General features: G+C 67.7%; 11 protein-coding genes. 4 read left to right on the top strand and 7 right to left on the bottom strand.

Translation table 11 applies throughout. The annotated features are described in order from the left end of the window. Positions 1–2: 2 nt before the first annotated feature. The 7 genes from gyrA to dnaA all read right to left on the bottom strand — a co-directional run bounded on the left by gyrA (position 3) and on the right by dnaA (position 11,794). Positions 3–2,606: a DNA gyrase subunit A gene (gene gyrA / locus RPQ07_RS18670; protein WP_313945303.1), complete on the bottom strand. Its 2,604-nt coding sequence runs from the start codon at positions 2,604–2,606 to the stop codon at positions 3–5. Between the two features lie 40 nt (positions 2,607–2,646). Next, entirely contained in the window at positions 2,647–4,710 is a 2,064-nt protein-coding gene (gyrB, locus tag RPQ07_RS18675; RefSeq protein ID WP_313945304.1) for a DNA topoisomerase (ATP-hydrolyzing) subunit B, read from the bottom strand. Positions 4,711–5,273: 563 nt separating this feature from the next. Next, entirely contained in the window at positions 5,274–5,819 is a 546-nt protein-coding gene (locus tag RPQ07_RS18680; protein ID WP_313945305.1) for a DUF721 domain-containing protein, read from the bottom strand. Continuing rightward, positions 5,816–6,979 (bottom strand): DNA replication/repair protein RecF, encoded by a 1,164-nt coding sequence (gene recF / locus RPQ07_RS18685; RefSeq protein WP_313945306.1) that lies wholly within the window; start codon positions 6,977–6,979, stop codon positions 5,816–5,818. Before recF ends, RPQ07_RS18680 begins: the two co-directional genes overlap by 4 nt. Before the next feature lie 30 nt (positions 6,980–7,009). Continuing rightward, positions 7,010–7,888, bottom strand: a complete 879-nt coding sequence (gene gnd, locus RPQ07_RS18690) for a phosphogluconate dehydrogenase (NAD(+)-dependent, decarboxylating) (protein ID WP_313945307.1) — start codon at positions 7,886–7,888, stop codon at positions 7,010–7,012. Positions 7,889–8,015: 127 nt separating this feature from the next. Beyond that, positions 8,016–9,146, bottom strand: a complete 1,131-nt coding sequence (gene dnaN / locus RPQ07_RS18695; RefSeq protein WP_313945308.1) for a DNA polymerase III subunit beta — start codon at positions 9,144–9,146, stop codon at positions 8,016–8,018. A gap of 839 nt (positions 9,147–9,985) precedes the next feature. Next, on the bottom strand, positions 9,986–11,794 hold the full coding sequence (gene dnaA, locus RPQ07_RS18700; protein ID WP_313945309.1) for a chromosomal replication initiator protein DnaA: 1,809 nt from the start codon (positions 11,792–11,794) through the stop codon (positions 9,986–9,988). Between the two features lie 359 nt (positions 11,795–12,153). Here dnaA and rpmH point away from each other — a divergent pair, with 359 nt between their 5' ends. The 4 genes from rpmH to yidC are packed head-to-tail and all read left to right on the top strand — an operon-like array spanning position 12,154 to position 14,303. Continuing rightward, entirely contained in the window at positions 12,154–12,291 is a 138-nt protein-coding gene (gene rpmH, locus RPQ07_RS18705) for a 50S ribosomal protein L34 (RefSeq protein ID WP_010985740.1), read from the top strand. 18 nt (positions 12,292–12,309) lie between these two features. Beyond that, a complete protein-coding gene (gene rnpA, locus RPQ07_RS18710) occupies positions 12,310–12,681 on the top strand; it encodes a ribonuclease P protein component (RefSeq protein WP_313945310.1) in 372 nt (123 codons plus the stop codon). Further along, positions 12,678–13,037 (top strand): membrane protein insertion efficiency factor YidD, encoded by a 360-nt coding sequence (yidD, locus tag RPQ07_RS18715; RefSeq protein WP_313945311.1) that lies wholly within the window; start codon positions 12,678–12,680, stop codon positions 13,035–13,037. The genes rnpA and yidD overlap by 4 nt, the downstream gene beginning before the upstream one ends. Positions 13,038–13,040: 3 nt before the next feature. Continuing rightward, entirely contained in the window at positions 13,041–14,303 is a 1,263-nt protein-coding gene (gene yidC, locus RPQ07_RS18720; RefSeq protein WP_313945312.1) for a membrane protein insertase YidC, read from the top strand. The last annotated feature ends 9 nt before the right edge of the window (positions 14,304–14,312 follow it).

Below are 14,312 nucleotides of genomic sequence, written 5' to 3' on the forward strand. Positions count from 1 at the left end.
CTCTACTCCTCGTGCTCCCCGGCCGAGGACTCCGTGCCCTCGACAGCAGCCTCGGCCCCACCGGCGTCGGCTTCATCGGTCCCTTCGACCTCTTCGGCCTCACGACCAGCCTCGGCGTTGCGAGCGATACCGACAACGGCATCACGCTTGCCCAGGTTGATCAGTTGGACGCCCATGGTGTCACGGCCCGTCTCCCTGACTTCGTTGACTCGCGTACGAATCACACCGCCACCAAGGGTGATGGCGAGGATCTCATCCGTCTCCTCGACCACCAGCGCGCCCACGAGCGACCCACGGTCCTCCACGATCTTGGCGGCCTTGATACCGAGGCCACCACGACCCTGGACGCGGTACTCGTCGACGGCGGTCCGCTTGGCGTACCCACCGTCGGTAGCAGTGAACACGAACGTACCGGGCCGCACCACATTCATCGAGAGGAGCTGGTCCCCTTCACGGAAACTCATGCCCTTGACGCCCGAGGTCGCACGGCCCATCGGGCGCAGTGCGTCGTCCGTCGCGGTGAACCGGATCGACTGGGCCTTCCTGCTGATGAGCAGCAGGTCGTCCTCGGCCGAGACCAGCTCGGCGCCGATCAGCTCGTCGTCGCTGCCGTCGTCCGTCTCACGAAGATTGATCGCGATGACGCCGCCCGAGCGGGGTGAGTCGTAGTCCTTCAGCGGGGTCTTCTTGACCAGGCCGCCCTTGGTGGCGAGCACCAGGTACGGCGCGGCGTTGTAGTCGCGGATCGCCAGGATCTCGGCGATCTGCTCGTCCGGCTGGAAGGCCAGCAGGTTGGCAACGTGCTGACCCCGGGCATCACGTCCGGCGTCGGGGAGCTCGTACGCCTTGGCCCGGTAGACGCGGCCCTTGTTGGTGAAGAAGAGCAGCCAGTGGTGCGTGGTGGAGACGAAGAAGTGGTCGACGATGTCGTCTTCCTTGAGCTTCGTGCCCCGTACGCCCTTGCCGCCCCGCTTCTGCGAGCGGTAGTCGTCGGTCTTCGTGCGCTTCACATAGCCGCCACGCGTGATGGTGACGACGATGTCCTCCTCGGCGATCAGGTCCTCGATGGACATGTCACCGTCGAAGGGCACCAGCTTGGACCGCCGGTCGTCGCCGAACTTCTCGACCAGGACGGCCAGTTCCTCGCTGACGATCTGGCGCTGCTTCTCCGGCGAGGCGAGGATCGCGTTGTACTCGTTGATCTTCGCCTGCAGCTCGTCGTGCTCCTGCACGATCTTCTGGCGCTCCAGGGCGGCCAGTCGGCGCAGCTGCATCTCGAGGATGGCGTTGGCCTGGATCTCGTCGATCTCCAGGAGGTCCATCAGGCCGCCGCGCGCGATCTCGACCGTGTCACTGCGCCGGATCAGCGCGATGACCTCGTCGATCGCGTCCAGAGCCTTGAGCAGACCGCGCAGGATGTGCGCCCGCTCCTCGGCCTTGCGCAGCCGGAACTTCGTGCGCCGGACGATGACCTCGACCTGGTGCGTCACCCAGTGGCGGATGAAGGCGTCCAGGGACAGCGTGCGCGGCACGCCGTCGACCAGTGCCAGCATGTTCGCGCCGAAGTTCGTCTGCAGGTCGGTGTGCTTGTACAGGTTGTTCAGCACGACCTTGGCGACCGCGTCGCGCTTGAGCACGATGACCAGGCGCTGACCGGTTCGCGAGGAGGTCTCGTCGCGGACGTCCGCGATCCCGCCGATCTTGCCGTCCTTCACCAGGTCGGCGATCTTCTGGGCGAGGTTGTCCGGGTTGGTCTGGTAAGGAAGCTCCGTGACCACCAGGCACTGGCGGTTCTGGATCTCCTCGACGTCGACGACCGCGCGCATCGTGATGGAGCCGCGACCGGTGCGGTACGCCTCCTCGATGCCCTTGCGGCCCACGACCAGCGCACCGCTCGGGAAGTCCGGGCCCTTGATCCGCTCGATGAGCGCGTCGAGCAGCTCCTCGTGCGTCGCTTCGGGGTGCTCCAGCGCCCACTGGGCGCCGGCCGCGACCTCGCGGAGGTTGTGCGGCGGGATGTTGGTCGCCATACCGACCGCGATACCGGCCGAGCCGTTGACCATCAGGTTCGGGAACCGCGCCGGCAGAACCGTCGGCTCCTGGTTGCGGCCGTCGTAGTTGTCCTGGAAGTCGACGGTCTCCTCGTCGATGTCCCGGAGCATCTCCATGGACAGCGGCTTGAGCCGGCACTCGGTGTACCGCATGGCGGCGGCCGGGTCGTTGCCCGGGGAGCCGAAGTTGCCGTTGGAGTCCACCAGCGGCATGCGCATCGACCACGGCTGGGCCAGACGGACCAGGGCGTCGTAGATCGAGGAGTCACCGTGCGGGTGGTAGGTACCCATGACGTCGCCGACCACACGGGCGCACTTGTAGAAGCCCTTCTCGGGCCGGTATCCGCCGTCGTACATCGCGTACAGCACGCGCCGGTGGACGGGCTTGAGACCGTCCCGGACGTCGGGCAGCGCACGCGACACGATGACGGACATCGCGTAGTCGAGGTAGGAGCGCTGCATCTCGGTCTCGAGCCCGACGGGCTCCACGCGCATCCCCACGCCCGGAATGGCGGGTTCCTCTTCGGGCATCACAGGGGTGTTCTCGTCGGCCATTGCTGGTCAAAGTCCTTTCGTGCGGTCAGCTGAGACCGACTCAGATGTCGAGGAACCGAACGTCCTTGGCGTTGCGCTGGATGAAGGAACGCCGTGCCTCGACGTCCTCTCCCATCAGCACCGAGAACAGATCGTCGGCCTGCGCCGCGTCGTCCAGCGTGACCTGGCCGAGCACGCGGTGGTCCACGTCCATGGTCGTGATGCGCAGCTCCTCGGCGTTCATCTCACCGAGACCCTTGAAGCGCTGGATCGAGTCTTCCCGGATCCGCTTGCCGTTCTGCTTGCCGAGCTCGACGAGCGCGTCGCGCTCACGGTCCGAGTACGCGTACTCGAAGTCGTCCCGGCCCCACTTGATCTTGTAGAGCGGCGGGCGGGAGAGATACACGTGCCCGGCCTCGACCAGCGGCCGCATGAAGCGGAAGAGGAAGGTCAGCAGGAGGGTGTTGATGTGCTGGCCGTCGACGTCGGCGTCCGCCATCAGAATGATCTTGTGATAGCGGAGCTTCTCGATGTCGAAGTCCTCGTGGACTCCGGTGCCGAAGGCCGAGATCAGCGCCTGGACCTCGGTGTTCTGCAGGATCTTGTCGATCCGCGCCTTCTCGACGTTCAGGATCTTGCCGCGGATCGGCAGGATCGCCTGATACATCGGGTTGCGGCCGGACTTCGCCGAGCCGCCGGCGGAGTCACCCTCGACGATGAAGATCTCGCACTTGGTGGGGTCGTTCGACTGGCAGTCGCTCAGCTTGCCCGGCAGCGAGGCGGACTCCAGCAGGCCCTTGCGACGGGTGAGGTCACGGGCCTTGCGGGCCGCGACGCGCGCCGTCTGCGCCTGGACGGACTTGCGGATGATGTCCGCGGCCTCGTTCGGGTTGCGGTCGAACCAGTCCGTGAGGTGCTCGTGCACGACCTTCTGGACGAAGGTCTTCGCCTCGGTGTTGCCCAGCTTGGTCTTGGTCTGGCCCTCGAACTGCGGCTCGCCCAGCTTGACCGAGATGATCGCCGTCAGACCCTCGCGGATGTCCTCGCCGGAGAGGTTGTCGTCCTTCTCGCGCAGCAGCTTCTTGTCGCGCGCGTACCGGTTGACCAGGCCCGTCAGTGCGGACCGGAAGCCCTCTTCGTGGGTACCGCCCTCGTGCGTGTGGATCGTGTTCGCGAAGGAGTAGACACCCTCGGTGTACTGCGAGTTCCACTGCATCGCGATCTCGACCGAGAGCAGCCGCTCCTTGTCCTCGGCCTCCACGTCGATGACGGTGGGGTGGATGAGCTCGCCCTTGCGCGAGTTCAGGTACTTCACGAAGTCGACGATGCCGCCCTCGTAGAAGTACGTGACCGTGCGGACCGGCTCCTCGCCCGCCTCCTCGACGCTGTCGGCACCGGCGGTGGCCTTGGCCGACTCGCGCTCGTCCGTCAGCTTCAGGGTGAGGCCCTTGTTGAGGAAGGCCATCTCCTGGAAGCGCCGGGAGAGCGTCTCGAAGGAGTAGTCGGTGGTCTCGAACACGTCGGGGTCCGACCAGAAGGTCACCGAGGTGCCGGTCTCGTCGGTCGCTTCGTTGCGCTGGAGGGGCGCGGTGGGCACGCCGAGCTTGTACTCCTGGGTCCAGCGGTAGCCGTCCGTCTTGATCTCGACGGAGACCTTGGAGGACAGGGCGTTGACGACGGACACGCCCACACCGTGCAGACCGCCGGAGACCGCGTAACCGCCGCCGCCGAACTTGCCGCCCGCGTGCAGGACGGTCAGCACGACCTCGACGGCCGGCTTGCCTTCCGACGGGACGATGCCGACCGGGATACCGCGGCCGTTGTCGACGACGCGCACGCCGCCGTCGGCCAGGATGGTCACGTCGATCATGTCCGCGTGACCGGCCAGGGCCTCGTCGACGGAGTTGTCGACGACTTCCTGCACCATGTGGTGCAGGCCGCGCTCACCGGTGGACCCGATGTACATGCCGGGGCGCTTGCGGACCGCGTCCAGTCCCTCGAGGACGGTGATCGCACTGGCGTCGTACGAGGCGGTGACCTCGCCGTGTCCGCCGGCGGGGATGGACGGATTGTTCTCGTTGGGGTTGCCGGAATCGGCCACGAAGCGCCCTTTCTGGCACAGCACAAGCCGTTCTCCGGGCAGGCGGGAGCGGCTGCGTCGTTCGACATGTTCCGCGAGAAGGCGGGATTGCTCACCAGTCTACCGGTACGGCTGACACTCATGGGGGTTTGCCGGTAGCTGAGTCCGCATGTGCCGCCCTGAACACCGGCCGTCCGACTCCCCACATTCGGGGAGGGGCTCCAGAGGGCTCACGCGGGCATTGAGAGCTTCGGGCTGTCAACCTCTGGCTACGGTGAGGGACACCCGGGGCGATGCGGGTGATACAGGGGGGAAGTGAGGGGTCCGCTTGGGGCGGGATCGTGGGCCTCGGAGGCGGAATCCGGGTACGCGGTGACCCTCATGCGGGACGGTCCGCGGGGCCCGGTGTGACGCAGATCCCGCGGCGCCCCGATGTTCGCCTCGGAAGGACATGGGACAGGGGCCCGGCGGTTCCGGTGCGGCGGCTCGAAGAACTCCGACGGCTCCGGCTCCGGTACCTCGTTTCCGGGGTCAGGTCACCCGGTGGTCGCAGGGAGGCAGCGGGTTCCGGGCGACGAAGGCCCGGGGTGCGGGAAATCCGCCCCGGCTCACCCGTACGTGTCCCCCGGGCCCACACTCCCCGGCGCCCGCAGCGGTCCGTACCCCTTGCGCGGCCCTCCGGGCCCCAGCACCTTGATCAGCCGGACGGTGCCGTGCCCCAGGTCCTCGTTCAGGCGCGCCACCAGTCGTGGTGCCAGCAGCCGGAGCTGTGTCGCCCAGGCCGTCGAGTCGCACTGCACCGTCAGCACCCGCTCGTCGGGTTCCTCGTCGTACCGCAGCGGCACACAGTGATTCGCCAGGTCCTCGCCCACGATCTGCGGCCAGCGGCCCATCACCCCGCCCACAGCGGCAGGGGTCTCCCAGCCGCGCTCGGTGATCAGCCGGTTGATGGCCGAGCCCAGCGGCAAAGGGTCGCGGCCGTCCGCGCGCGCCCCGGAGCGCAGCCCGCCGCCCCGCCTGGCCTGCCGCTTCTCCTGCGCCGCCGCACCCCGTGCCCGCGCCTGCTCCTTCGCGGCGCGCAGGGCGACCCGTGCCAGGTCGACCCCGGACGTCTGGGGTTCCTGGGGGGTGTCGGCCGGAATCTCGTCGCTCATACCCGCTCCACCTCGCCGCCGGCCACGGCGTACCGAGCCCCGGCCAGCACCCCCGGCACATCGTCGTCGACGGCCGCCGTCACCAGGACCTGCTCGCCCGGAGCCACCAGTTCCGCCAGGCGCTCGCGCCGCTTCACATCCAGCTCGGCGAAGACGTCGTCCAGGACGAGCACGGGCTCGTTGCCCTCCGCGCGGAGCAGGTCGTACGAGGCCAGGCGCAGGGCCAGCGCATAGGACCAGGACTCTCCGTGGCTGGCGTACCCCTTCGCCGGCAGCTGCCCGAGCTTGAGCACCAGCTCGTCCCGGTGCGGCCCGACCAGCGTCACGCCCCGCTCGATCTCCTGCTTGCGCACCTCGCCGAGCGCGGCGATCAGCTGTGCGTACAGCTCGTCACGGCCGCTCGGCCCGTCGACGGCGGTGCCCGCGGAGTCGCCCGCTCCGGATTCCGCCGCTGCGGCGGAGGAACGGTACTCCAGCGCCAAGGGCCCACCACCGGGGGCCAGAGCGTTGTACGCCTTGTCCGCGAGCGGCTGCAGCGCGGCGATCAGCTCGGCGCGCTGCGCCAGCAACTCCGCGCCCGCACGCGCCAGATGCTGGTCCCAGACGTCGAGTGTGGACAGGTCCATCCCGCGTCCGCCGTGCCGCCGCGCCATCGCCGCGGACTTCAGCAGGGTGTTGCGCTGCTTGAGCACCCGGTCGTAGTCGGAGCGGACCCCGGCCATCCGCGGCGAGCGCGCGGTGACGAGTTCGTCCAGGAAGCGGCGACGCTCGCCCGGGTCACCCTTCACGAGCGCGAGATCCTCCGGTGCGAACAGCACCGTGCGCACTATCCCCAGCACATCACGCGGTCTGACCTGCGATGACCTGTTGATACGCGCCCGGTTCGCCCGCCCCGGGTTGAGTTCGAGCTCGACCAGCTGGGAGCGCTCGCCCTGCGTGACGGCCGCGCGGATCACCGCACGCTCGGCCCCCATACGCACCAGGGGGGCGTCCGACGAGACGCGGTGGCTGGCCAGCGTCGCCAGATAGCCGACCGCCTCGACGAGATTGGTCTTGCCCTGCCCGTTCGCCCCCACGAACGAGGTGACGCCCGGATCGAGCGGGACCTCGACCCGGGCGTACGAGCGGAAGTCGGCCAGCGACAAGTGCGTGACGTGCATGGATGTGCGCCGACCTCCCCCGGCTGGGACTTACTTGGTGTTCTCCACCGCGTGGCCGCCGAACTGGTTGCGCAGCGCGGCGATCATCTTCATCTGCGGGGAGTCGTCCTGACGGGAGGCGAACCGGGCGAACAGCGACGCGGTGATCGCGGGCAGCGGCACGGCGTTGTCGATCGCGGCTTCCACAGTCCACCGGCCCTCGCCACTGTCCTGTGCATAACCCCGCAGCTTCTCCAAGTGCTCGTCGTCGTCGAGGGCGTTGACCGCCAGGTCGAGCAGCCACGAGCGGATGACGGTGCCCTCCTGCCAGGAGCGGAAGACCTCACGCACGTCGGTGACCGAGTTGACCTTCTCGAGCAGCTCCCAGCCCTCGGCGTAGGCCTGCATCATGGCGTACTCGATGCCGTTGTGGACCATCTTGGCGAAGTGGCCGGCGCCGACCTTGCCCGCGTGGACGGAGCCGAAGTCGCCCTCGGGCTTGAGCGCGTCGAAGATCGGCTGGACCTTCGCCACGTTCTCGGCGGTTCCGCCGTACATCAGCGCGTAGCCGTTCTCCAGGCCCCAGACACCGCCGGAGACACCGCAGTCGACGAAGCCGATGTCCTTGAGGCCCAGCTCGACGGCGTGCTTCTCGTCGTCGGTCCAGCGCGAGTTGCCGCCGTCCACGACGACATCTCCGGGGGACAGCAGCTCGGCCAGCTCGTCGATGGTCGACTGGGTCGCGGCGCCCGCCGGGACCATGACCCACACGACCCGCGGGCCCTTCAGCTTCTCCACAAGTTCCTGCAGGCTGTGGACATCGGCGAGGTCCGCGTTGCGGTCGTAGCCGAGGACGGTGTGGCCCGCGCGGCGGATGCGCTCGCGCATGTTGCCGCCCATCTTGCCGAGGCCGACGAGACCGAGCTCCATCTGAAGTTCCTTTAGCGTTGTATGCCGATTCGTACCCGGCTCCGAGCCTACGCCCGCAGGGTCGGAGCAGCCCGGCAGGCCTGCTCGGAGAGTGAGCAGGCCCCGGAAGTGTCCACGCCCTGCGGGCTCAGCCGGAGAGCCGTACGGGCATGATCAGGTACTTGTACGCATCGTCCGCCTCGGCATCCACTGCCGGCCTGCCGCTCAGCAGCGCGGGCTTCGTGGACGTGGTGAACGACAGCTGGGCGACCGGCGAGTCGATCGCGCTCAGACCGTCGAGCAGGAAGGTCGGGTTGAAGGCGATCGAGATGTCGTCGCCCTCCAGCTGCGCGTCCACACGCTCCACAGCCTGTGCATCGTCGCTGGAGCCGGCCTCCAGGATCAGCACGCCCTGCTCGAAGCTGAGCCGGACCGGAGTGTTCCGCTCGGCCACCAGGGCCACACGCTTCACAGCCTCGACGAACGGCGCGGTCTCGATCACCGCGACGGAGTTGAACTCGGTCGGGAACAGCGTCCGGTACTTCGGCAGATCGCCTTCGAGGAGACGGGTGGTGGTGCGCCGTCCGGCACCCTCGAAACCGATCAGGCCCTCTCCGGCGCCGGAGCTGGAGAGCGCGAGCGTCACCGTGTCGCCACTGGTGAGTGCCTTGGCGGTGTCCAGGAGCGTCTTGGCGGGCACCAGGGCGACGGCGGACGCGTCCGGGTTCTCCGGCTTCCACAGGAACTCGCGGACCGCGAAGCGGTAGCGGTCGGTGGAGGCCAGGGTGACGGTGTCGCCCTCGATCTCGATCCGCACACCGGTGAGGACGGGCAGGGTGTCGTCGCGGCCGGCGGCGATGGCGACCTGCGCGGCGGCGGAGGCGAAGACCTCACCGGGCACGGTGCCGGTCGCGGTCGGCATCTGCGGCAGCGCCGGGTACTCCTCCACAGGCAGGGTGTGGAGTGTGAATCGCGAGGAGCCGCAGACCACGGTCGCTCGTACACCGTCTGTGGAAATCTCCACCGGGCGGTTGGGGAGGGCGCGGCAGATGTCGGCGAGCAGGCGGCCGGAGACGAGCACGGTGCCGTCCTCGTCGACCTCCGCCTCCACGGAGACCTTGGCCGAGACCTCGTAGTCGAAGCTCGAGAAGCTGAGGGCGCCGTCCTCGGCCTTCAGCAGAAGGCCGGCAAGTACGGGCGCCGGCGGACGGGCCGGGAGGCTCCGGGCCACCCAGGCCACCGCCTCCGCGAGTACATCGCGCTCAACCCGGATCTTCACCGGAACCGCCTCCTGCTGTTGCTGGCTCGCCCTTGCTGGCCTTCGTCGTCGGCTGTGTTGCCGGGGACCAGTCTGACGCACAGCACCGACAGTCGGTGCGGGTCGGGGTCAAGTCGTGGCGACCGGTGCGCCGGGCTCCTGGCTCGAGTTGTGCACAGGGCCCTCTTCGAAGCGAATTTCCCGGTAACTCTAAGTGGGAGTAGTAGTAGGGCCTGTGGAAACCGTGGATAACGTCGTTTTCCCAGGTCAGACCCACTTTTTTGTCCACCGTGCCTGTGGGCGGGACCGGTGGACAACCGGGGGTTTCTGTGGACACCGGAAAGTTCTGCACATCCGATGCACAGCCGGAGGGGACTTCTCCCCAGCGCTGTCCCCAGCTTTACCCACGTTCCCCACAGGCCAACCTGCCCCCTTGGTGTGACGGCTTTCACTCGACACGGTGAGAGGGTGTGTTTCGTTGCCGAACAGTGGACAGCGGTGTGGAGAAGCTGTGGGCAACACGGCGCAGCCTGTGGGTCGCCGGTGGACAACGTCGATCATGGCCTGTGGACGATTTCTGTGTCCACAGTCTGTGGAGCGCGGTTGGCCACAAATCCACAAGGCACTGACCTGCTGTGATGAAGTCTCAGCAACCGTACCTGTGGACGCAATCTGGACAACTTCCCGGTCCCCAGGCTGTGGACGGAAGATCTTCCCCAGATCTGTGGAGAACCCTTCCGCCCGGTCGCGTATTCGAACAGCCGGCGCCGATCGCTCCGGTCCGCGGCCGCGCGCAGCACAGCGGAACGCCCCGGGATCTGGTGTCCCGGGGCGTTGCGAAGGGGTGTCGAGCGGCCGCGTCAGCCGTTCTTGATGCGGTTGGTGAGCTCGGTGACCTGGTTGTAGATCGAGCGCCGCTCGGCCATCAGGGCACGGATCTTCCGGTCGGCGTGCATCACGGTGGTGTGGTCACGGCCGCCGAACTGCGCGCCGATCTTCGGCAGCGACAGATCGGTGAGCTCCCGGCACAGGTACATGGCGATCTGCCGGGCCGTGACGAGCACCCGGCTGCGGGAGGAGCCGCAGAGGTCCTCCACCGTGAGACCGAAGTAGTCGGCGGTCGCGGCCATGATGGCGCTCGCGGTGATCTCCGGTGCCGAGTCCTCGCCGCCGGGGATCAGGTCCTTCAGCACGATCTCGGTGAGCCCGAGGTCCACCGGCTGCCGGTTCAGGGACGCGAAGGCCGTCACCCGGATCAGCGCACCCTCCAGCTCGCGGATGTTGCGCGAGATGCGGGAGGCGATGAACTCCAGTACCTCCGGCGGAGCGTTGAGCTGCTCCTGGACGGCCTTCTTCCGGAGGATCGCGATCCGCGTCTCCAGCTCCGGGGGCTGCACATCCGTCGTCAGACCCCACTCGAAACGGTTCCGCAGCCGGTCCTCCAGCGTCATCAGCTGCTTGGGCGGCCGGTCCGAGGAGAGCACGATCTGCTTGTTCGCGTTGTGGAGCGTGTTGAAGGTGTGGAAGAACTCCTCCTGCGTCGACTCCTTGCTCGCGAGGAACTGGATGTCGTCGACCAGCAGGATGTCCACGTCGCGGTAGCGCTTGCGGAACGTGTCGCCCTTGCCGTCGCGGATCGAGTTGATGAACTCGTTGGTGAACTCCTCCGAGCTCACGTACCGCACCCGCGTCCCCGGATAGAGGCTGCGCGCGTAGTGCCCGATGGCGTGCAGCAGGTGCGTCTTGCCGAGGCCCGACTCCCCGTAGATGAAGAGCGGGTTGTACGCCTTCGCCGGGGCCTCGGCCACCGCGACGGCGGCCGCGTGTGCGAACCGGTTCGACGCGCCGATGACGAAGGTGTCGAAGAGGTACTTCGGATTCAGCCGGGCATGCGGCTCACCGGGGCCGGGCGCCGGCGAGGGCTGTGCACCCAGCGGCCCGGGCGCGCCCTGGGAGACACCGCGGTGCGGCGACTGGGGCTCCATCTCACGGCGCTCCGGCCGCTGCTGCTCGTACTGCTGACGCTCCGGCGGCTGCGGCGACCGGTAGTCGCGCTGCGGCTGGTGGGGTCTGGTGGTGGCGTACGGATCGCGGTCCTGGAAGCCCCCGAGCCGCGGCTGCTGCCAGGACAGGTCCTCCTGCGTACGCGGCCAGGCCCCGGGCTCGGGCCGCTGCTGCTGATAGTCGGAGTCCTGTCGCTGCTGCTGGTACTCCTGCTCCTGCCGTTGCTGCTGGTACTCCGGATAGGCCGGGCGGATCTCCGGCAGGCCGTCGTCGGAGGGCCGGTGGCCGTATCCCCGGTAGCGGTCGTCCTGGGGCTCGTCGTGATGCGGCCCCTGATAAAGGGGTGCCTGCGACTGCTGCGGCGCGGACGACTGCGACGGCGGGGGCTCCCCCGCGGAGTCGTCGACGGTGATCGCGATCCGGATGGGACGCCCGCACTCACGGCTCAGGGTCTCGCTGATCAAGGGGGCGAGCCGGCCCTCGAGGACGCGCTTGCCCCATTCATTGGGGACGGCGAGCAGTGCGGTGTCGGCGACCAGCGCGAGAGGCTGGCAGCGCTCGATCCACTGCTTGTCCTTGGACTCGATGCCCTGCTGGCCCTCTGCGAGGAGCTGCTCCAGCACTCGTGGCCACACTGCGGCAAGATCGGCAGGTACGTCAGCCACAAGGCACGCTCTCTCGCAGGTCCCACGAATGTGTGGTTCTCGGGACGGGATAGGAAGACAGGCAGGAAAGGAATAGGAGTTCCGCCAAGGTAGTCAGGGCGACCCGCGCGGTTCAAGTTGTTGTCCACAGCCTGTGCATAGTGTGGGCCACCCCGGGGCCGGTTTGACCGGATGGCGTAGCCGCGCGTACCGTGACCAGGTCGAGTTGTCGATGGCTGCTGCCGCCTGCCTCCGATGGGCAAAGATCACGGTCTGTGATCGTGAAGCGGTGCACTCGGGCGTATTGCGAGCTACTCGTGGGCGCACGGTGACAGCCAGGCGATGTCCCGCCATCCACGATCTTTAACTGGAGCCCCCGAGTGAGCAAGCGCACCTTCCAGCCGAACAACCGTCGTCGTGCCAAGACCCACGGCTTCCGTCTGCGCATGCGTACCCGTGCCGGCCGCGCGATTCTCGCGTCTCGCCGTGGCAAGGGTCGCGCCAGCCTGTCCGCCTGATCACTTACAGGTCATGACGTGCTGCCTACCGAGAATCGGCTGAGGCGGCGCGAGGACTTCGCGACCGCGGTACGCCGAGGACGCCGGGCCGGACGCCCGCTCCTCGTCGTCCATCTACGCAGCGGTGCAACGGACCCGCACGCGACGGGGGAGACAGCTCCCCCGACGTGTGCGGGTTTCGTCGTGAGCAAGGCAGTGGGCGGAGCGGTCGTACGCAACAAGGTCAAGCGTCGACTGCGGCACCTGATGCGCGATCGTCTCGCCGAGCTGCCCCCCGGTAGCCTGGTGGTCGTACGGGCGCTGCCCGGGGCGGGTGACGCCGACCAAGCACAGCTGGCCCGAGACCTGGACGCCGCTCTCGAGCGGTTGCTGGGAGGGGGCGCGCGATGAAGTACCCGCTGCTGGCCCTGATCAAGCTGTATCAGTGGACGATCAGCCCCATGCTGGGGCCCGTCTGCAGGTACTACCCGTCGTGTTCGCACTACGGATACACGGCCGTCGACCGTCACGGTGCGATCAAGGGCACAGCACTGACCGCCTGGCGCATCCTGCGGTGCAATCCGTGGTCGCCGGGCGGAGTGGACCATGTGCCGCCACGCAAGCGTCCGCGGTGGCACGCCATGCTGCGTGATGCCTTGCGCGGCAGCAAGGGCGGGCAATCCGCCGCTGATGCGCCGTCCCGGGAGTCGGTCACCGACCTTCCGAGTCCGGCCGCAGAGACCTCGCCCAATGCTCAAGGAGCCTGATTAGTGGACACGATTGCCAGTATCTTCAGCTTTATCACCACGCCAGTTTCGTGGGTCATCGTCCAGTTCCACAGTCTCTACGGGGCGATCTTCGGCCCGGACACGGGCTGGGCCTGGGGGCTGTCGATCGTGTCGCTGGTGATCCTCATCCGGATCTGCCTGATCCCGCTGTTCGTCAAGCAGATCAAGGCGACGCGGAACATGCAGGCGCTCCAGCCCAAGATGAAGGCGATCCAGGAGCGCTACAAGAGCGACAAGCAGCGTCAGTCCGAAGAGATGATGAAGCTGTACAAGGAGACGGGTACGAACCCGCTCTCCTCGTGCCTTCCCATCCTGGCCCAGTCGCCGTTCTTCTTCGCGCTGTACCACGTGCTCAGCAAGATCGCCTCGGGCGACACGATCGGCGTTCTCAACCAGAGCCTGGTCGACAGTGCCAGGCAGGCCCACATCTTCGGTGCCCCGATCGCCGCGAAGTTCATGGACAGCCCTGAAAAGGTCGCTGCGCTCGACGCCACCCTGACTGACGTCCGGATCGTCACCGCGGTCATGATCGTGATGATGTCGGCGTCGCAGTTCTACACGCAGCGCCAGCTGATGCTGAAGAACGTCGACCTGACGGTGAAGACCCCGTACATGCAGCAGCAGAAGATGCTGATGTACATCTTCCCGGTCATCTTCGCCGTGATGGGCATCAACTTCCCCGTCGGTGTTCTCGTCTACTGGCTGACCACCAACGTGTGGACCATGGGCCAGCAGATGTTCGTCATCAACCAGAACCCCACCCCCGGCAGCAAGGCTCAGGACCACTACCTGCAGCGTGTGCTGAAGAGCGTCACCGCTTCGGGCGAGGTGAAGTCGCGCCGCAAGCGGAGCGTCATCCAGGCCATCGTCGCCAAGGGCACGGACCGCAACGACAACGAGCGCAAGTTCATCACCGGTCTGGCCAAGGCGGGCTTCGCAGCTCAGGCGGACGGCACGGTGACCAAGAGCGACGAAGCCGCGGTCGAGGCGGAGGGCGCCGGTGCCCAGCGGCGCCAGCAGCCCAAGCGGCAGACCAAGGCGAAGCGCTCGGCCAGCGCCACCCAGCCCGGTTCGGCCAAGAGCGTGGATGACGCGCCGGCCAAGCCGTCTCTGGAGAAGAACGCTCCGGAGGACGCCAAGCCGAACTCGGCCGGCAAGTCCCCCTCCGGGTCCGCGCGCCAGCAGCCCAAGTCCGGACAGCGCAAGGGCCAGCAGCGGCCCAAGCACCCGTCGTCCAAGAAGTAAGCAAGAAGG

This window comes from Streptomyces sp. AM8-1-1 (genome assembly GCF_032229325.1).
Lineage (GTDB): Bacteria > Actinomycetota > Actinomycetes > Streptomycetales > Streptomycetaceae > Streptomyces > Streptomyces achmelvichensis.

What these genes read in the sequence shown, in the direction of transcription:
- gyrA (WP_313945303.1), bottom strand. Translation starts at nt 2,606, where the DNA reads ATGGCCGACGAGAACACCCCTGTGATGCCCGAAGAGGAACCCGCCATT.
- RPQ07_RS18680 (WP_313945305.1), bottom strand. Translation starts at nt 5,819, where the DNA reads ATGAGCGACGAGATTCCGGCCGACACCCCCCAGGAACCCCAGACGTCC.
- recF (WP_313945306.1), bottom strand. Translation starts at nt 6,979, where the DNA reads ATGCACGTCACGCACTTGTCGCTGGCCGACTTCCGCTCGTACGCCCGG.
- gnd (WP_313945307.1), bottom strand. Translation starts at nt 7,888, where the DNA reads ATGGAGCTCGGTCTCGTCGGCCTCGGCAAGATGGGCGGCAACATGCGC.
- yidD (WP_313945311.1), top strand. Translation starts at nt 12,678, where the DNA reads ATGAAGTACCCGCTGCTGGCCCTGATCAAGCTGTATCAGTGGACGATC.